The organism is Halosegnis marinus (assembly GCF_029338355.1).
Classification (GTDB): Archaea; Halobacteriota; Halobacteria; order Halobacteriales; family Haloarculaceae; genus Halosegnis; species Halosegnis marinus.
In genome coordinates this window covers 616,355-634,847 of the sequence record NZ_CP119802.1, presented here as the reverse complement: position 1 = coordinate 634,847, position 18,493 = coordinate 616,355, and the positions used below count along the sequence as shown (strand labels likewise).

Sequence of the window (18,493 nt, the reverse complement as noted above, 5' to 3'; positions counted from 1 at the left end):
CCGCGCCCCGGCCGTCCCGAACGGTTCATAGCCGGCGGTCGGCAAGGCTCCGGCGTGTTCCCCGACGCCCCGCACGAACCGCACGTCCTCCGACTCCCGCCCGAGCGCCTCGACGCGCTCGAAGCGTGGGCCGTCGGGGGCACGGGCCTCGCCGCGGCGGCCCGCGTCCGCGACCCCGACGGGCGGCTGGCGCTCATCGAGAACGCGTGGACGGACGGCCCCTTCCTCCCCGGCGGCGGGGTCGAACCGGGCGAACGGCCCCGCGAGGCCGCCCGCCGCGAGGTGCGCGAGGAGACGGGACTCGACGCCGAGGTGGGCGACCCGCTCGTCGTGCTCGACCAGTCGTACCGGACCCCGGCCGACGAGGAGCGGTTCGCCGCGGCGTTCGTCGTCTTCGCCGCGACGGCGGCGGGAGAGATACCGCCCGCCCCGGCGCTCGGCGTCACGGACGACGAGATACGCGCCGCCGGGTGGTACGACGGCCTGCCCGCCGACTTCCACGAGCGCGACCTGCTCGCGCCGTACCTGTGTCGGTGAGCACTCAGCGCGCCAGCACGCGCTCGAGCGCGTCCTCCGTCGCGTCGAGCACCTCCTCGGGCGAGCGCTCCGCGTCGATGCGGACGAACCGCTCCGGCTCCGACTCGACGAGCCGTTCGTAGTTCGCCCGCACGCCGGCGAGGAAGTCGGCGTGTTCCATCTTGTTGGTCGCGCCCGCCCGCTCGGCGCCCGTCTCCGGGTCCACGTCGAAGTAGAGCGTGGCGTCGGGCATCCGGGTGAACGGGGCGTGGACGCCGCGGACGTACTCCATCGGGCGCTTCACCTCGCCGCGCAGCGACTCGCCCTGGTAGGCGATACGGGAGTCCACGTAGCGGTCGGAGACGACGAGTTTCCCCTCGTCGAGCGCGGGGCGGACGACCCGCGAGAGGTGGTCGGCGTGGTCAGCGACGAAGAGGAACAGCTCCGCGAGCGGGTCGGAGTCGTCGTCGCCGATGGAGCGGTTCACGGCGTCGCCGTACCACGAGTCCGTCGGCTCGCAGGTGGTCACGGCGTCGGGGTAGGCGTGGCCGAGCGCCGAGAGCACCGTGCTCTTGCCGGCGCCGTCGATACCTTCGAGCGTGACGAGCATACTCGCGGGTCGCCGCGACGGCACGTAAACGCACGGAACCGCGCCGCCGCACCCGAGCGTCTTTGGGCCGGGCGTCCCACCGCCCGCCCATGCCGGAGCCGCTGGACCTCGCGGACCTCGTGGAACTGCCCGACGTGTACAACCCCGTGCTCGACCCCGCCGGCGAGCGGGTGGCCTTCTACTACGACGAGACGGGCCGCGTCGAACTGTACGTGCAGGAACTCGGCGACGAGCGCGAGCGCCTGAGCGAGGGGAACGTGCCGCGGAACGCCCGCTACCCGCTGGCGTGGAGCCGCGACGGCGAGCGGATATACTTCCACGAGGACGAGGGCGGCGACGAGCAGAACGACATCCACGCGATGACGCTCGACGGCGAGCGGGAGCCCGTGGTCGTCGACGACGGACAGGCCGTGCTTGAGGACGTCGCGCCCGACGGCTCGCTCCTGTTCACGACGACCGCCGAGGGACAGAAGAACCTCTTCCGCTACGAGGACGGCGAGCGGACGCGGCTCACGGACTACGACCGCCCGGTGTGGGGCGCGATATCCGGGCCGGACGGCCGCGTCGCGTACGTCACCAACGAGGCCGAGGACCGCACGAACCGCGACGTGTACGTCTGCGAGCGGGACGGGTCCGACGCCCGGAAGCTCGACGTCGGCGAGACGGGCGGGGAGGCCCACCCCGCCGACTGGACGGGCGACCGCCTGCTCGTGGACGACAACAGCGCCGGGCTCGGCCGCGCCGGCGTCTACGACCTCGGAAGCGGGGAGACGACGTGGTACGGGCCGGGCGAGGCCGAGGAACAGGCCGTCCGGCTGACCGACGACGGCGTCCTCGCGCTCCGCAACCGGGAGTGTGCGGTCGTCCCCGTCCGCTACGACGACCCCGACGGCGCGGGCACCGAGTTCGCCCTGCCCGAGGGAGTGGCCTCGCCGGCCGGCCACGGCACCTCGCGCGTGACGACCGCGGACGGCCGCCTGCTCGTCGCGTTCGGGACGGACACCGACCGGCGCGCGGTCGTCGCCTACGACGCCGCGACCGGCGACAGCGAGGCCGTCGTCGCGGCCGAGTACGGGGACGTCGACCCCGACCGCCTCGCGGACGCCGAGTACGTCACCTTCGAGTCGCACGACGGCACGGAGATAGACGGCCTGCTGTACGACTCCGGCGAGCGTCCCTCGCCCGGCATCGTCAGCGTCCACGGCGGCCCACACGCCCAGACGCTCCGGCGGTTCGCGCCGTTCACGCAGTACCTCGTCTCGCAGGGGTACAGCGTGTTCGCGCCGAACTACCGCGGCTCGACGGGCCGTGGCCGCGAGTTCAAGAACGCCATCCACGGCGACTGGGGCGGCGCCGAACAGGGGGACGTGGCCGAGGCCGGGCGGTGGCTCGCCGACCGCGACTGGGTCGACGCCGACCGCGTGGCCGTCACGGGCGGCTCCTACGGCGGTTACTCCGCGTACTGGCAGCTGACGAACTACGACCTGTGGGCCGCGGGCGTCGCCATCGTCGGCATCACGGACCTGCCGGCGCTGTACGAGGAGTCGATGCCCCACTTCAAGTCCGTCCTCGAACAGCAGCTCGGCGACCCAGAGGCGAACGCCGACCTCTACCGCGAGCGGTCGCCGATAACCCACGCCGACGGCGTCGCGGACCCGCTGTGTATGGTCCACGGCGTGAACGACCCGCGGTGTCCCGTCTCGCAGGCGCGGCGGTTCCGCGACGCGCTCGCGGAGCGCGGCCTGCGCGAGGGGGAGGACGGGGACTTCGAGTACCACGAACTCGGCGAGGAGGGCCACGGCTCGACGGACACCGACCAGCGGCTCCGGCAGTACCGCATCCTCGCGGACTTCCTCGACCGGCGGCTCTGACGGCGTCGCCCGCGGCGGGAAAAGCCTGCCGCGGTATATTGATGTGTGGCCCGCGCCTCGTACGACGCATGAAGGTGCTCGTAACCGGCGGGACGGGATTCGTGGGGTCGTACCTGTGTGACGAACTCGCCCGGCGGGGCCACGAGGTGACCGCGCTGGCGCGCAACCCCCGCGAGGCCGACTTCGACCGCGACGTCGAGACGGTCCGGGGCGACGTGACCGACTACGACGCCATCGAGCCCCACTTCGAGGGGCAGGACGCCGTCGTCCAGCTCGTCGCGCTGTCGCCGCTGTTCAAGCCCGACGGGGGCGACGACGTCCACTTCGACGTCCACCTCGGCGGCACCGAGAACGCCGTCGAGGCCGCCGAGGCCCACGGCGTCGAACGGTTCGTCCAGATGTCGGCGCTCGGCGCGGACCCGGACGGCCCGACGGCGTACATCCGTTCGAAGGGGCAGGCCGAGGACGCGGTCAAGGCGTCCACGATGGACTGGGTGATATTCCGGCCGTCCGTCGTCTTCGGCGACGGCGGCGAGTTCGTCCCGTTCACGCGGAAGCTCGCGACGCCGTACCTGACGCCGCTCCCCGGGAGCGGGAAGACGCGGTTCCAGCCGGTCTTCGTGAAGGAACTCGTGCGGATGCTCGCCGACGGCGTGGAGGGGACCCGAACCGGCCCGCACGCCGACGGCGAGGCCGAAGCGGTCGCGACCGACGGCGGCGAGGACGAGGCCGACGACGGGAACGAGGCGGAAAGCGAGGCCGCGGACGACGGGAACGAGGCCGCGGGCGAGGAAGCGGAAACCGCGGACGACGAAGCCCCCGACGACGCGGTCGACGAGGACCCCCACGTCGGCCGCACCTACGACATCGGCGGCCCCGAGGTTCTGACGCTCGCGCAGGTGGCCGAACTCGCGTGGGCCGCGAAGCGCAAGCCCGTCTCCGTCCTCCCGGTGCCGATGCCGCTCGCCGGTATCGGGCTGTCGCTGCTCGACGCGGTGCCGGGCGCCCCGATGGGGTCGGACCAGTACCGCTCGCTGAAGTTCGACAACACCACGTCGAACAACGGCATCGGCGCGTTCGGCTGGGAGGAGAGCGACCTCACGACGCTCCAGTCGTACCTCGGCGTCCCGGACGAGCGGCTCGAACGGTCGTAACGACCCGTTAAATCCGGCCGCCTCCGGCTGACGGCCGTCGGACGCGGGCCGAAAGCTTATCAAGCGAGCGAGCGCGCGTACCACCCAAGAGAATGAAGCTCGCAATGATCGGCTTCGGGCAGGCCGGCGGGAAAATCCTCGACAGGTTCCTGGAGTACGACCAGCGAACCGGGAGCGAAATCGTCCGCGCGGCCGTCGCCGTCAACAGCGCGAAGGCCGACCTGATGGGCTTGAAGAACATCCCGGAGGAGAACCGCGTCCTCATCGGACAGGCGCGGGTGAAGGGCCACGGCGTCGGCGCCGACAACGAACTCGGCGCGGAGATCGCCGAGGAGGACATCGACGAGGTGCAGGGCGCCATCGACTCGATTCCGGTCCACGAGGTCGACGCGTTCCTCGTCATCGCCGGCCTCGGCGGCGGCACCGGCTCGGGCGGCGCGCCGGTCCTCTCGAAGCACCTCAAGCGCATCTACACCGAACCCGTCTACGGCCTCGGCGTCCTGCCGAGCCAGGACGAGGGCGGCATCTATACGCTCAACGCGGCCCGCTCGTTCCAGACGTTCGTCCGCGAGGTGGACAACCTCATGGTGTTCGACAACGACGCCTGGCGGAAGACGGGCGAGTCCATGGAGGGGGGCTACTCCGAGATAAACGAGGAGATCGTCAAGCGGTTCGGCATCCTGTTCGGGGCCGGCGAGATAGAGCCGGGCGGGGAGGTCGGCGAGTCCGTCGTCGACTCCTCGGAGATAATCAACACGCTGTCGGGCGGCGGCGTCTCGACGGTCGGCTACGCCGCCGAGGAGGTCTCCCGCGAGAAGAAGGGGCTGTTGTCGCGCTTCACCGGCGACGACGACGGCGCCGACGACGGGATGGACGCCGCGAACACGACGAACCGCATCACGTCGCTGGTGCGCAAGGCGGCGCTCGGCCGGCTGACCCTGCCCTGCGAGATCGACGGCGCGGAGCGGGCGCTGCTCGTGATGAGCGGCCCGCCGAAGTACCTGAACCGGAAGGGCATAGAGCGCGGGCGGAAGTGGCTCGAAGAGCAGACCGGCTCGATGGAGGTGCGGGGCGGGGACTACCCCGTCTCGGAGTCCGGGTTCGTGGCGAGCGTCATCCTCCTGTCCGGGGTGACGAACGTCCCGCGCATCAAGGAGCTCCAGCAGGTCGCCATCGAGGCGCAGGACAACATCGACGACATCCGCCAACAGAGCGAAGAGAACTTACATCGGTTGGTCGAAGACGACGAAGATGAGTTGGAGCCGCTGTTCTAAGGCCGTCGTCGCTGCCCTGCTCGTTCTCACCGCGGCCGTCGCCCCCGTGGCGGCGGTGTCCACGTCCAGCGAGGGCGTCCCGCAGGAGGCGCAGGTCGGCGACGAGGTCTCGGCGACCTACACGTTCACCGACCTGTACACCGACTACGAATCGTGGACCCTGCGCGGCGAGACGAACCTCACCGGCGTCACGTGGACCGTTCGCGAACTCGACCAGGCGGGCAACCAGGTGTCCCAGCAGTCGTACGACGGCGGCTCGTTCAACGAGTCAGTCGCCCTCTCCGACGACACCGCCCGCGTCGTCGTCGAGGTGCGCGGCTCCGCCCCCGAGGTGGAGAACTTCACGTACGACCCCGCCGAGGAGTTCGTCCTCGCGGACTTCTCGCTCGTCCGTGACGGCGGCACCCAGCAGTCCATCACGACCTCGCGCGTCCACCACTACACCGAGGCCTCGAACGAGGCCCGTACCGCGATAGAGTCCGCGCAGGCCGCCATCGATAACGCCGGCGGCGACGACGAGGCCGAGGCGACCCTGGAGGACGCCGTCGAGGCGTACAACAACGAGGAGTTCGGCTCCGCGACGACGTTCGCCGAGAACGCCGAACAGCAGGCCCAGCAGGCCGAGAGCACGCAGAGCCGGAACCAGCTGATACTGTACGGCGTCGCGGCGCTGCTCGTCGTCGCCGTCCTCGTCGGCGCCGTCCTCTACTGGCGCTCGCGCGGCGACAGCTACGACAAGCTCGGGTAGATGCGCGTCCTCGTCCCGTTCGGGGCGCGCGACCCGAAGCGCCGTCTCGCACCCGTTCTCGACGCCGACGAGCGGCGCGCGTTCGCCGACGCGATGCTCGCGGACGTGCTCGACGCGCTCGCCGACCACGACCCGGTCGTGCTCGCGGACGCGTCCGTCGAGGCCGACGCCCCGGTCGTCGTCGACGAGCGGCCGCTCGGCGAGGCCGTCAACGCCGAACTCGCGGCGTCCGCCCCGACCGCGGTGGTCATGGCGGACCTGCCGCTGCTCACTCGTAGGGCCGTCGAGCGGCTGTTCGCGCCCGATGCCGACGTGACGCTCGCGCCCGGCCTCGGCGGCGGGACGAACGCCCTCGTCGCCCGCGACCCCGACTTCCGGACGGACTACCACGGCGCCTCGGTCCGCGACCACCGGCGGGCCGCCCGGGCGCTCGGCGCCTCGGTCGCGACGGTCGATTCCTTCCGGCTCGCCGTGGACGCCGACGAGCCGAGCGACCTCGCCGAGGTCCTGCTTCACGGGGAGGGCGCGGCGGCCGACTGGCTCCGCGACCACGGTGGCCGCGTCGAGACGACCGACGGCCGGGTGCGGTTCGCGCGGGAGGAACCGGCCACAGGTACATAGGGAGTAATCGTTTAGTTACTCCCCCGCGTACTGTAGACTGCGCGAGTCCCGCTCGCGCGGGACGCGCCGGTCCGGAATTGCCGGTCGAGGGCACCCTGACTGTCACTGGCCCGGCGCGTCCCTTCCTCACCACGCCGAACCGTTACCCGTGGGTTTTTGCGCGCCCGGACGAACCTGACGCCGTGATTCCCGGGACGGACGAGTACGGAGTCGAGGTCGCCGTCGGCGACGCCGACGTCGATGCCCTGCTCGCGGTCGGTCCCGACGACGTCGAGGCGGCCGACGCGCTCACGTTCGCGCGCAACGTCTTCGTCCCCCTGACGACGGCGTGCCGCTACACCTGCACCTACTGCACCTACTACGACCCGCCGGGCGCGGCCTCGCTCATGTCCCCCGAGGAGGTCCGCGAGGTGTGCGAGCGGGGCGCCGACGCCGGCTGTACGGAGGCGCTGTTCACCTTCGGCGACGACCCCGACGACCGCTACACGGAGATACACGCACAGCTGGACGAGTGGGGGTACGACTCGATACACGCCTATCTCCGACGCGCCTGCGAGATAGCCCTCGACGCCGGCCTCCTTCCCCACGCCAACCCCGGCGACCAGACGCGCGACCAGATGGAACTCGTCGCCGACCTGAACGCCTCGATGGGGACGATGCTGGAGACGACCGCCGAGGTGCGGGCCCACGGCGGCCCGCGCGCGAAGTCGCCGGGCCAGCGGCTGCGGACCATCGAGACGGCTGGGGAACTCTCCGTCCCGTTCACGACCGGCATCCTCGTCGGCATCGGGGAGGACCGGCGGGACCGCGCCGAGAGCCTGCTCGCCATCGCCGACCTCCACGAGCGACACGGCCACGTCCAGGAGGTCATCGTCCAGCCGGTCAGCCCGAACGAGCGGTGGACGGACCCCGGTCCGGCGCTCGACATCATGCGCGAGACCACCGCGATGGCGCGGCACGCGCTCCCCGAGGAGGTGAGCGTCCAGTCGCCCCCGAACCTCGCGCCCGTGCGCGACCTGCTCGACTGCGGCGTGGACGACCTCGGCGGCGTCTCGCCCGTGACGGACGACCACGTCAACCCCGACTACGCGTGGCCCGAGCTCCGCGAACTGGAGGCCATCGCCGCGGACGCCGGGGTCCCCTTGCACGAGCGGCTCCCCGTCTACCAGCGCTTCCTCGACGAGCCGGGGTGGGTCTCCGAGCGCGTCCGCGCCGAACTCGCGGCCGACACCGCTGCCGGGGCGCGCTACCGGGCCGTCCTCGACTAGTCGCCGCCGGCCTCGGCCTCGTGCGCGGCGATGCGCGCGACGAACTCCGGCGGGAGGGACTCCACGTCCCCGACCTGCACCGCCCAGAGGTTCGCGTACAGCCCCCCGGCCGCGAGCAGTTCCTCGTGGCCGCCGCGCTCGACTATCTCCCCGTCGTCCAGCACGAGCACGCGGTCGGCCCGCCGCACCGTCGAGAGCCGGTGGGCGATGACGAACGTGGTGCGCCCCTCGATGAGCCCGGCGAGCGACCGCTGTATCAGTAGCTCCGTCTCGTTGTCGACGTGGCTCGTCGCCTCGTCGAGGACGAGTATCGGGGGGTCCTTCAGCACGACGCGGGCGATGGCGAGCCGCTGGCGCTGGCCGCCGGAGAGCTTGACGCCCCGCTGGCCGACCTCGGTGTCGTAGCCGTCGGGGAGCCGCTCGATGAACTCGTGGGCGGCGGCGGCGCGCGCCGCGGCCTCCACCTCCGCGTCCGTGGCCGCCGCGCCGTAGGCGATGTTCTCGCGGACGGTGCCCGAGAAGAGGAACGGTTCCTGCGAGACGTAGCCGACCGCCCCGCGGAGGCTCGCGAGCGTGTACTCGCGGGCGTCGCGGCCGTCCACGCGCACGACCCCCTCGTCGGGGTCGTAGAGCCGGAGCAGGAGCTTCGCAAGCGTCGACTTCCCGGAGCCGGTCGGCCCGACGAGGCCGACCGTCTCGCCCGGCTCCGCGACGAACGACACGTCCCGGACGACCGGGTGCGGCTCGTCGTCCCCCTCGCCCTCGGGGCGCGGGTAGGCGAACGAGACGCCGTCGAACTCGACGCGGCCCGCGGGGGCCGCGAGCGCCACCGCGTCGGCCCGCTCCCCGACGCTGACGGGGTAGTCGACGAGCGCGAACACGCGCACGGCGGAGGCCTTGACGTCCTCGTAGTTGTTGAGCAGGACGCCGGCCTGCGTCATCGGCGCGGTGAACTGCCGGGTGTAGTCGAGGAAGACGACGAGCGTCCCGACGGTGAGCGCGCCCGCGAAGGGGCCGACCCGCCCCGTCACGACCCACAGCCCCCCGACGAGCAGGACGAGCGCGAACCCCAGCCCCGTGACGAGCGAGAGGCTCGGCCCGAACCGGACGTTGAGCGCGGCGGCGGCGTAGCGCGCGGCCGCGTGTTCCCGGGAGGCGTCGGCGACGCGCTCGGCCTCGAACGGCTCCGTCGTGAACGACTTCACCACCTCGATGCCCGAGAGGTTGTTCTCGATGCGGCCCGAGAGCCGGCCGAAGCTCCCCCGCGACTCGCGGTACAGCGGGCGTATCTCCCGCACGAACAGGTAGCTCACGACGACGAGGACGGGCGCGGGCACCAGCGCGACGAGCGCGAGGCCGGGGTCGAGCGACCACATGACGAGGCCCGTCCCGACCAGCTGGACGACGATGGAGAGCGTCCGCCCGAGCCAGCCGTCGAGGAAGCGGTTGAGCTGGTTCACGTCGCTCCCGACGACGCTCGACAGCTCCCCCGTCTGGCGCTCGGTGAAGAAGTCCATCCCGAGCCGCTGGAGGCGGTCGTACGCGTCGGTACGAACGTCGTGTTGGACGCGCTCGGCGAACGCGGTCCACCCCCAACTGCCCGCCCACGTCAGCACCGCGCCGACGAGGGCCGCGCCCGCGACGAGCGCGACGGAGAAGACGAGCCTGTCCGCGTCCGTCGCCGGAACGACCCCGTCGGGGACGAGCGGGAGCGCGTAGGGGCGCGACCCGAGGAAGAGCGCGTCGATGGTGACGCCGAGGACGAACGCGGGGACGAGCGCGAACAGCGGCGACAGCGTGTTCGCCGCCAGCGCGACGGCTACGGGGAACGGGTAGCGGCGGCCGTACGCGACGAGGAGGCGACGCATCGGTCGGCGGACCGCGGCCCGCTCCGCGGCCATCAGCCCCGATTCGTCGTCGGAGCCGCGGGACATGCCGATGTGGAGCAGGACGATAACCGGAGGTAAGCGCGACGGCGTATATGACGTTGCCGGGCGCGCTGGGGCCGCTCCGGGCGGCTCAGTCGTCCGCGCTGGCGGCGTCCGCGCGGCCGGCGCGCTCGCCCGGCGACAGGAGCGGGGTGCCGTCGGCGCGCGGGCCGAGCGTCGGGCCGTGCGGGCCGTCGCCCCGGAGGACGCGCCGCCGCTCGTAGTCCGTCGAGCGCTCGACGGGGACGCGCCCGACGGCGCGTATCATCTCGGCGTAGTCGTCGAACGAGCGGAACTCGCCGTGGCCGCCGCCCGCGCGCTTCGTTATCTCCTCGGAGAGGATGGTGCCCATGAAGTCGTCCGCGCCGCAGGAGAGCATCTTCAGGCCGCCCGCGTCGCCGTACTTCACCCACGACGACTGGACGTGCTCGACGTTGTCGAGGAACAGCCTGGAGACGGCGATCATCAGTTCGTCCTCGGCGGGGGACGCGCCCCCGTCCACGATACCCCGCTCGTACAGCGGCGTCGTCTCGTGGACGAAGGAGAGCGGGACGAACTCGGTGATGTTCCCCGTGCGGTCCTGCAGGTCGCGCACGCGCTTCAGGTGGAGCGCCCGGTGCGCCTCGTTCTCGACGTGGCCGTACATCATCGTCGCCGTCATCGGCAGGCCGACGCCCGCGGCGGCCTCCATCGCGTCGAGCCACGCCCGCGTGTCCATCTTCCCCGGACAGATGACCTCGCGCACCTCGTCCACCAGTATCTCCGCGGCGGTGCCGGGGACGGAGGCGAGGCCGGCGTCCTTCAGCCGCCCGTACGCCTCGTCGTAGTCCCAGTCCGTGCCGCGGACGGCGTGGTACGCCTCCTCCGGCGTCATCGAGTGGAGGTGCGCGCCGTCGCGGCTCATCGCCCGCATCTGCTCGACGTAGGTGCCGGGGTCGGTGTCGTACCGCTCGGGCGGCTTGTAGTTCACCGCGCTCGCGGCGTCGTCGTAGCCGCGGAGTATCTCGTGGTGCTCGTCGTCCAGCGCGAACGCCGGGTGGAGGCCCGACACCGACGTGACCTCGTAGATACCCCGGTCGAGCGCGTCGCGGACGATAGCGCGCGACTCCGCTGGCGTCTTGGTGAAGCCGGGGTGGTCGACCCCCGAGTCGCGCTCGAAGTTCGCGGCGGTGTCCTTGAAGTTGCAGAACAGACAGCCGGTGTTGCAGGCCGTCGTGACGTTGTTGTTGAGGTTGGCGACGAACGTAACCTCCTCGCCGACGACCTCGGCGCGTCGGCGGTCCGCGGCTTCGAGGACGAGTTCCTTGCGGCGCTCGTCGATGCCCTCGGTCGCCGTGCCCGTGGTGAACAGTTCGACGGCGTCGTCGACCGTCAGGCGGTCGCCGTCGCGCGCCGTCGCCAGCGCGTTCTCGAACGACTGCCCCGTGACGGGGACGTGTTCGAAGCCGAACTCGTCGTCGCCTTGCACGCTTCCGGCTGAACGTTCCGCGAATATGAACGTGCCGGGTAGCGGAGACGCGGCCCGGCCAACGCTCAAGCCGTCCCGGCCCCTCGTACCGCTATGCTCGGCTGTGACACGCCCGGCCAGTCGCTCGTCGTGATGCTCGTCGCCGGCCTCCTCGCGGGCGGCGCGGGCCTCGCGGCGGGGCTCGGCCCGGTCGCCGTCGCCCTGCTCGCGGGCGCGCTCGCGCTCGTCGGCGAGGTGGGGGCCCACGTCGTCCGCGGCGACCCGCAGTGGCGCGCCGCCGTCGCGTCGCTCCGCTGACCGGGGACCGGGAACCGGGAGGCCTACCCGTCCGCGCGACCGACCGCCGGTATGAGCGACATCGACGTGGAGGTGGTCGAGGACCTCTCGCCCGCCGTGGACGCCCCGGAGTACGTGCTGTACGGCGGGAAGGGCGGCGTCGGCAAGACGACGATGGCGGCCGCGACGGCGCTGGCCTCCGCCCGCGACGGCACCGCGACCCTCGCCGTCTCGACGGACCCGGCCCACTCGCTGTCGGACGCGCTCGGCCGCGAGGTGCCCGCGACGCCCGCGCGCATCGACGACGAGGTGCCGCTGTACGGCGCGGAGATAGACCCCGAGAACCTCGACGGCGGGCCGTTCGGCGCGGCCGACGGCGCGGGTGCCGGCGCGATGGGCGGCCTCGGGGGCCTGCTCGGCGGCGACGGGATGGGCGCGGGGTCGATGCCCGGCGCGGACGAGGCGGCGGCGATGCAGTTGCTCCTCCGCTACATGGACGACGAGCGGTTCGACCGCGTCGTCGTGGACACCGCGCCGACGGGCCACACCCTGCGGCTGCTCGAACTCCCCGACGTGATGGACTCGATGGTCGGGAAACTGCTCTCGCTGCGCGAGCGGATGTCGGGGATGATGGGCTCCATCGGCGGCCTGTTCGGCGGGAACGGCCCAGACGAGGAGCAGATGGAGCAGGGCGTCGAGGACCTGCGCGAGCTGTCGGCGCGCGTCGAGCGCCTCCGGGCGGTGCTCACCGACCCGGCCCGCACCGACTTCCGGGTCGTGCTCGTCCCCGAGGCGATGAGCGTGAGCGAGTCGAAGCGGCTGGTCGCGCGGCTGGACGAGTTCTCGATTCCGGTCGGCACCGTCGTCGTGAACCGGGTGATGCAGCCGCTCGCGGAGGTGGCCGACGTCGACCCCGACTGGTTCGTCGCGCCGGACCTCGCGGACTGCGAGTTCTGTGCGCGCCGGTGGGAGGTCCAGCGCGGCGCGCTCGCGGACGCCCAGGAGCTCTTCCGGGGACACGCCGTCAAGCGCGTGCCGCTGTTCGCCGACGAGGTGCGCGGCGAGGAGGCGCTGCGCGTCGTCGCGGCCTGTCTGGACTAGTCGCGCCGGCCGACGACGCGCGCCACGGAGCGGCCGAGGCCGACCACGAGGACGGCGACGACCAGCGGCGGGAGCGCGGCCACCGGGTCGCCCGTGCCGACGAAGTTCCCGACGGCGAACCCGACCAGCACGACGGCTATCAGCAGGTGTGCGCCGAGGACGAGGCCCTGAACCCGGTCCATCTCAGAGCCGGCCCGCCAGCCCGAGCAGGCGGTCGCGCAGGCGGTCGGGGACGAACCGGCCGTACAGCACGGCCTTGGCGAACCCGCCGACGACGTAGCGCGGGTCCGGGTCCGTCGAGACGCCCGCCTCCAGTATCGTGTTCGCCACCTCCTCGGGCGTCGAGGCGAACGGCGACGAGTCCCCGGAGACGAGGGAGGCGTCCTCCTGTGCCTCGTAGAGCCAGTCGTACGCGTCGGTCCGGCGCAGGCCCTTCATTTCGGACTCCGCGCGCTCGCGGAAGTTCGTCTCCACCGGCCCCGGCTCGACGAGCGCCACGTCGATACCGAAGCGCGCCACCTCGTTCCTGAGCGCGTCGGAGTACCCCTCCAGCGCGAACTTCGAGGCGGAGTAGGCGCTCATCCCCGGCGGCGCGAGCCGGCCGGCCACGGAGGAGACGTTCACGATAGTCCCCTCCTCGCGGGCGCGCATGTGCGGGAGAACGGCCCGGACGAGGCGGTGTGGCCCGACGACGTTCACGTCGAGTTGCCGCTCGAACAGGTCCGCGGGCACGTCCTCGGCGGGGCCGTGCTGGCCGTAGCCCGCGTTGTTGACGAGACAGTCCACGCGGCCGTGCTCCTCGACGATGCGGTCGACGACGGCCTCGACCTGCTCGCCGTCGGTCACGTCGAGTTCGGCCGTCTCACAGCCCGCCTCGGCGAGGTCGCCCACGTCGTCGGTGTCGCGCGCGGTGGCGTAGACGGTCCACTCCTCCTCGTTGAAGGCCCGCGCCGTCGCCCGGCCGATGCCGGACGACGCGCCGGTGACGAGGATCGTACGTTCCATACGGGGTGCGTCGCCCGCCCCGGAGTTATGCGTTCCCGTCGCGAACGGCGCGCTTCGCCTCGTCGGCGTACGCGTCCGCCAGCCGCGTCGGCTCGGGGAGCTTGTAGTCGCCGCCGCACGCGGCCACGAGGTCCACGGCCGTCCCGGCCGAGACGCGGTGACCCGGCGAGACGTAGAGGGGGTTGACGCGCGTCGAGTTCGGGTACTGTCGGCTCTGGTAGGCGTAGCCCACCACGGTTCCCGCGGGCGCGGTCATCGAGGCGTCGGCCTCGACGGCGACGCGCTCCCCCTCGGCCAGCGCGTCCACGGGCCGGCGGGGCTCGCCGCACAGCAGGCTCTTCGCGACGCCGACGCTCGGCGCGTCGAGTATCACGCCGACGTGTGTGGCCAGTCCCGCCTCCCGGTAGTGGATGCGGCCCGACCCGTCCAACACGTAGAGGTCCGGCTCCGCGTCGAGCGTGTCGAGCGCGGCGAGTATCGGCCCGCCCTCGCGGAACGCGAGCAGTCCGGGCACGTACGGTATCGAGAGGTCCGTCACCGCGTAGGTGCGCTCGACCACCTCGCCGCCGCGGACGAGGACGACGGCCGAGACGGCGCGGTCCGGGTCGGAGAGGAACGCCTGGTCCACGCCCGCGACGAGCGCCTCGCCCGACGCGACGTCGGCCGGGGTCGGACAGTCGTCGTCCGTGAACCGCGCGGCGTCGGCGATGTCGCGCTGGAGCGCCTCCATCTCGGCCCGCGAGAGCGCGGGGTCGGGCCGGAACGCCATCAGAAGCGCCGGCGGCCGCCGGGACCGCCGCCGCCGCCCATCCCGCCGCCGCCACCGCCGCCGAACCGGAGCTGGCCCGGGACGCTCACGCGGTCCTTGAGGTAGGCGCCGTACGCGAGGCCGAGCACCAGCCCGGTGAGGTGTGCGAAGTGGGCGGTGTTGTCGAGCGCGTTCGTCGGGCCGAACGCGCCGAAGACCGACAGCGCGGCGTAGCCGATGGTCAGAAGCCAGATGGGAACCGGGAGCACGAAGTAGAGGTACACCTTCAGCCCCGGATTGAGGACGGTGAGAATCGCGAGTATCGCCATGATGGCCCCGCTCGCGCCGAGAACGGCCGTCGGGGAACCCAGATAGAGGCCCAGCCCCACCTGTGCGAGCCCCGCGAGCGCGCCCGTGACGAGGAACATGACCGCGAACCGCCGCGAGCCGAGGTAGCGCTCGACCACCGGGCCGAAGAAGAACAGCACGATGGCGTTGCCGAACAGGTGGCCGATGCCGCCGTGGGAGAACACCGAGGTGACCCACGTCCACACCGCCAGCGGCTGTCGCGACGACAGCGTGAACAGGTCGCTCCACAGCGCGCCGCCGACCGGCTGTCCCGTGAGCGGGAACAGCAGGAACTGGAGCGCGAAGAAGACGACCATCACGCCGAGGAAGGTGTACGCGACCGAGCCCCGGAAGTAGCTCAGCGGGCCGCCCGTGCCGGTCAGCCCGTCGAGGACGGACGACGAGGAGCCGCCGCCGTCGTTGACGGAGTCGTCGAAGCCGGAGTCGAAGACCCCCTGCGGGTCGTTCCACTCGTTCATCCCCGGACAGTCGTGGTTCTCGGGGAGGCGGTGCTCGGCACAGTAGTCCCCGCTGCACCGCCGACAGCTGTACGGCAGGTCCACGTCCCGGCCGCACACCTCACACGTCGCCATTGCACCGCGGTAGGCGGGTCGCCCGCAAAGGGGTTTGGGTAGTGCCCGCTCAGTCGCTCGGCTGGGCGCCGTCGCCGTCGCCGAACGCGCCGCGCATCGTCACCACCAGCCGGCGGAAGAGCCGCTGGAGCGCGCCCCACCGCGAGACGAACAGCGCGATGCCGATGAGCATGTAGAGGACGGTGTAGCCGTGGAGCAGGTCGATGCTGCTGAACGGGATGGGGGCGCCGCCGACGGCGACGTCCCGGATGATGGCGAACTCGATGCCCACCTGCGAGGCGAACAGCACGAGCAACAGCACCGCCTCGCGGATGCTGATGTTGAAGTTCACGAGCACCGCCAGCGCGAAGAACGACTGCGCGGCGGTGATCCATATCTCGGCGGCCTGTTTCGCGTCGAACGGGAGCGCGCCGTACGTCCCCAGCCCGATGGAGTAGACGACGACGAGCGTCCCGATGAGCAGCGTCCACTGGTTCAGCTTCGAGGAGATGAGCGCGTTGAAGCCGGCCGTCGAGCGCGCCTTGTTGACGAGGTAGGCGACGACGATGAGCTCCGGCGACTCGGAGGCGAGGGGCGCGATCCACTGTATCATGAAGAACGAGGGGATGCCGAAGTCCTCGCCGAGCACCTCAAGCCCGTGGGCGAACGGCTCGACGGCGGTGAATATCATCGCGCCGGAGTAGGCGAACAGCGCCAGCACGATAGGGACGCGGACGCTCCGCGCCTTCGCCTGGAAGTAGGCGGGGACGCCGACCTGCTCCTCGTGTTCCTCCACGTCGCCCTTCAGGATGACGGCGATGTAGAGGACGTAGAGGCCGACGAGCACGCCCATATCGACGATGTCGATGCCGCCCCCGACGGGGACGAGGAAGGCCCACATCGTCGCGAGGAAGAGGAAGGCTATCTCGGTGGAGATGTCCGGGTCGAGGTTGACCCGGGAGGCGAGGAATCCGTCGCGCTTCTCGACGGCCTCGTCCGCGCCGCTGCCGGCCCGATAGACGGTGAACAGCGCGATGCCGGACCAGCCGAGGCCGATGAGGATGCGGTTCGCGCCGGTCATGTTGGCGACCGCGAGGTTCGCGGCCTCCATGCCGCGCTCGGTGCCGGCGAACTGCCCGGCGTTGAACGCGTACAGCGCGTCCACGGCGTACTCGGGCGCGACCGCGAGGACGGCCAGCACGGCGATGGCGAACGCGCGCGGCACGTCCTTCTCCGCGGTTTCCGCGCCCCAGGCGAGGAGGAAGGACGCGCCGAGGACGGCGACGCCGGCGACGGTGACCACGGTCGTGGTGGTGTACCCCTCGGCCGCGCCGGTGAGGTCGGAGACGACCCACGGCATCGTGAGGAGGACGGCGAAGGCCACCGCGGCGAGCGGATGACGGAGACGGTCGAGAACGGCCATTACCCCAAGCGGGGTGAGGGATTCACGTAACTCCTTTGTTCCCGATGCCGCGACCGGCCGCTTTATCGACCGAGGGCCACTGCCCCGCGTATGCAGGTGTTCGGACTGGTCGGCAACCCCGTCGGTCACTCGCTGTCGCCGCCGATGCACGAGGCCGCCTACGACGCGCTCGGCATCGACGGCCGCTACGTCACCTTCGAGCCGGCGGAGGGAACCCTCGCCCGCGCGTTCGACGGCGCCGACGCGCTCGGTATCGCCGGGCTCAACGTCACCATCCCGTTCAAGCGGCGGGCGCTGGAGCTGACGGAGCCGGCCCCGCTCGCGGCGCGTATCGGGGCCGTGAACACCGTCGATTTCTCCGGCGAGACGCCGACGGGCCACAACACCGACGCGGCCGGCGCCGTCCGGGCGCTGCGCCGCCACGACGTGGCGCTCTCGGGGGAGGCGGTCGTCGTCGGCGCGGGCGGCGCGGGCCGGGCCGTCGCCTTCGGCCTCGCGGACGAGGGGATGCGCGTCGGTATCGCGAACCGAACCGTCCCGCGCGCGGAGGAACTCGCGGCCGAGGTCCCGAACGCGAGCGGCCACGGCCTCGACGCGCTCCCCGACCTGCTCCGGGAGGCGGACGTGCTCGTCAACTGCACCAGCGTCGGGATGGAGGACGACGAGACGCCCGTGCCCGCCGAGGCGCTCCACGACGACCTCGCGGTGCTCGACGCCGTCTACTCGCCGCTCGACACGCGGCTGCTCCGCGAGGCGCGCGCGGCCGGCGCGACGACCGTGGACGGCGCGTGGATGCTGCTGTATCAGGGGGTGGAGGCGTTCGAACTGTGGACCGGGCGCGAGGCACCCGTGGCGGCGATGAATACAGCGCTGCGGGACCGAGTTTAAGAGGGGGGCGCGACTACCGGACCGCTATGGGACTGCTGGATACGCTGAAATCGGTACTCGGCATCGGGTCGAGTAGGGACGAGGAGCCGGACGCGTCGAACGAACGCGCCGTGAAGGAGCCGGCCGCGGCCGGCACCGACGCGAGCGGGTCGACCGCCTCCGTGACCGAGGAGCCGCCGGAGACGCCCGGCGACGACGAGGTGGCCGAGGCGGCCGAGCCCGCGGAGGCCGCCGGCCCGAGTTCGCAGGTCTCGGAGCCGCTCGACGACGAGGACGACGAGGACGAGCAGGAGGACGCCGAGGCCGCGGCCCACAAGGAGGGCTCGGCGTCGGTGACGGAGGAGCCGCCGGCCGACGACGAGGCGGCCGAACCCGCCGAAGCCGCGGGCGACGTGACCGACCACGCCGGCACGGACCACGAGGCGGCCGAACCCGCGGAGGCCGCCGGCCCCGTCCCGGAGGAGCCGGAGGACGGCCACCGGCACGTCGAGTCCGTCAGCGGCATCGGCCCCGCCTACGCCAAGCGGCTCGCGGACGCGGGCGTCGAGTCCGTCGTCCAGCTGGTCGAGGCCGACGCCGACGCCCTCGCCGACGAGACGGGCATCTCCGCGAAGCGCCTCCGGCGCTGGCAGGAGCGCGCGGAGGAGTAGAACCGAAACGGCGTTACCGGCCCG

19 protein-coding genes are annotated in these 18,493 nt (G+C 72.1%); 11 read left to right on the top strand and 8 right to left on the bottom strand.

What is annotated here, in order from left to right; genetic code table 11:
- Window positions 1-54: 54 nt before the first annotated feature.
- The gene (locus tag P2T37_RS03695; RefSeq protein ID WP_276235419.1) at window positions 55-537 is read left to right on the top strand and encodes an NUDIX hydrolase; all 483 of its coding nucleotides are present in this window, start codon (window positions 55-57) and stop codon (window positions 535-537) included.
- Between the two features lie 4 nt (window positions 538-541).
- Here the strand turns inward: P2T37_RS03695 and tmk are convergent, their stop codons facing one another.
- Window positions 542-1,126, bottom strand: a complete 585-nt coding sequence (tmk, locus tag P2T37_RS03690; RefSeq protein ID WP_276235418.1) for a dTMP kinase — start codon at window positions 1,124-1,126, stop codon at window positions 542-544.
- Between the two features lie 89 nt (window positions 1,127-1,215).
- On the opposite strand from tmk, the gene P2T37_RS03685 reads away from it, so the two are divergent.
- From P2T37_RS03685 to cofG, 6 genes are all read left to right on the top strand, one after another.
- Window positions 1,216-2,997 (top strand): S9 family peptidase, encoded by a 1,782-nt coding sequence (locus P2T37_RS03685; protein WP_276235417.1) that lies wholly within the window; start codon window positions 1,216-1,218, stop codon window positions 2,995-2,997.
- Window positions 2,998-3,065: 68 nt separating this feature from the next.
- The gene (locus P2T37_RS03680) at window positions 3,066-4,151 is read left to right on the top strand and encodes a complex I NDUFA9 subunit family protein (RefSeq protein ID WP_276235415.1); all 1,086 of its coding nucleotides are present in this window, start codon (window positions 3,066-3,068) and stop codon (window positions 4,149-4,151) included.
- A gap of 92 nt (window positions 4,152-4,243) precedes the next feature.
- Window positions 4,244-5,425, top strand: coding sequence for a tubulin/FtsZ family protein (locus P2T37_RS03675; RefSeq protein WP_276235414.1), 1,182 nt, complete (start codon window positions 4,244-4,246; stop codon window positions 5,423-5,425).
- Entirely contained in the window at window positions 5,403-6,173 is a 771-nt protein-coding gene (locus tag P2T37_RS03670; protein ID WP_276235413.1) for a hypothetical protein, read from the top strand. The genes P2T37_RS03675 and P2T37_RS03670 overlap by 23 nt, the downstream gene beginning before the upstream one ends.
- On the top strand, window positions 6,174-6,794 hold the full coding sequence (cofC, locus tag P2T37_RS03665; RefSeq protein ID WP_276235412.1) for a 2-phospho-L-lactate guanylyltransferase: 621 nt from the start codon (window positions 6,174-6,176) through the stop codon (window positions 6,792-6,794).
- Window positions 6,795-6,976: 182 nt separating this feature from the next.
- Window positions 6,977-8,062, top strand: coding sequence for a 7,8-didemethyl-8-hydroxy-5-deazariboflavin synthase subunit CofG (gene cofG, locus P2T37_RS03660; RefSeq protein WP_276235410.1), 1,086 nt, complete (start codon window positions 6,977-6,979; stop codon window positions 8,060-8,062).
- Here cofG and P2T37_RS03655 read toward each other — a convergent pair.
- Both P2T37_RS03655 and cofH read right to left on the bottom strand, forming a co-directional pair.
- Window positions 8,059-9,996 (bottom strand): ABC transporter ATP-binding protein, encoded by a 1,938-nt coding sequence (locus tag P2T37_RS03655; RefSeq protein WP_276235409.1) that lies wholly within the window; start codon window positions 9,994-9,996, stop codon window positions 8,059-8,061. The two genes, cofG and P2T37_RS03655, sit on opposite strands and share 4 nt — an antisense overlap.
- Window positions 9,997-10,081: 85 nt before the next feature.
- On the bottom strand, window positions 10,082-11,458 hold the full coding sequence (cofH, locus tag P2T37_RS03650) for a 7,8-didemethyl-8-hydroxy-5-deazariboflavin synthase subunit CofH (protein ID WP_276235408.1): 1,377 nt from the start codon (window positions 11,456-11,458) through the stop codon (window positions 10,082-10,084).
- A 93-nt stretch (window positions 11,459-11,551) separates the two neighbouring features.
- Here cofH and P2T37_RS03645 point away from each other — a divergent pair, with 93 nt between their 5' ends.
- Window positions 11,552-11,755, top strand: a complete 204-nt coding sequence (locus tag P2T37_RS03645; protein ID WP_276235407.1) for a hypothetical protein — start codon at window positions 11,552-11,554, stop codon at window positions 11,753-11,755.
- Between the two features lie 51 nt (window positions 11,756-11,806).
- Entirely contained in the window at window positions 11,807-12,835 is a 1,029-nt protein-coding gene (locus P2T37_RS03640; RefSeq protein WP_276235406.1) for an ArsA family ATPase, read from the top strand.
- Here P2T37_RS03640 and P2T37_RS03635 read toward each other — a convergent pair.
- Genes P2T37_RS03635 through P2T37_RS03615 form a run of 5 tightly spaced genes read right to left on the bottom strand, consistent with a single transcriptional unit; the run spans window position 12,832 to window position 16,931 of the window.
- Window positions 12,832-13,017 (bottom strand): hypothetical protein, encoded by a 186-nt coding sequence (locus P2T37_RS03635; RefSeq protein ID WP_276235405.1) that lies wholly within the window; start codon window positions 13,015-13,017, stop codon window positions 12,832-12,834. The genes P2T37_RS03640 and P2T37_RS03635 overlap by 4 nt on opposite strands.
- Before the next feature lies 1 nt (window position 13,018).
- Window positions 13,019-13,840, bottom strand: coding sequence for an SDR family oxidoreductase (locus P2T37_RS03630; RefSeq protein ID WP_276235404.1), 822 nt, complete (start codon window positions 13,838-13,840; stop codon window positions 13,019-13,021).
- A gap of 25 nt (window positions 13,841-13,865) precedes the next feature.
- Window positions 13,866-14,609, bottom strand: coding sequence for an endonuclease V (locus tag P2T37_RS03625; RefSeq protein ID WP_276235402.1), 744 nt, complete (start codon window positions 14,607-14,609; stop codon window positions 13,866-13,868).
- Window positions 14,609-15,529, bottom strand: coding sequence for a rhomboid family intramembrane serine protease (locus P2T37_RS03620; protein ID WP_276235400.1), 921 nt, complete (start codon window positions 15,527-15,529; stop codon window positions 14,609-14,611). Before P2T37_RS03620 ends, P2T37_RS03625 begins: the two co-directional genes overlap by 1 nt.
- A gap of 49 nt (window positions 15,530-15,578) precedes the next feature.
- Complete coding sequence (locus P2T37_RS03615; RefSeq protein ID WP_276235399.1) at window positions 15,579-16,931, bottom strand: sodium:calcium antiporter; 1,353 nt, start codon at window positions 16,929-16,931, stop codon at window positions 15,579-15,581.
- A 90-nt stretch (window positions 16,932-17,021) separates the two neighbouring features.
- On the opposite strand from P2T37_RS03615, the gene P2T37_RS03610 reads away from it, so the two are divergent.
- Both P2T37_RS03610 and P2T37_RS03605 read left to right on the top strand, forming a co-directional pair.
- Window positions 17,022-17,819, top strand: a complete 798-nt coding sequence (locus P2T37_RS03610; protein WP_276235398.1) for a shikimate dehydrogenase — start codon at window positions 17,022-17,024, stop codon at window positions 17,817-17,819.
- A gap of 26 nt (window positions 17,820-17,845) precedes the next feature.
- The gene (locus P2T37_RS03605) at window positions 17,846-18,469 is read left to right on the top strand and encodes a helix-hairpin-helix domain-containing protein (protein ID WP_276235397.1); all 624 of its coding nucleotides are present in this window, start codon (window positions 17,846-17,848) and stop codon (window positions 18,467-18,469) included.
- Window positions 18,470-18,493: the final 24 nt, after the last annotated feature.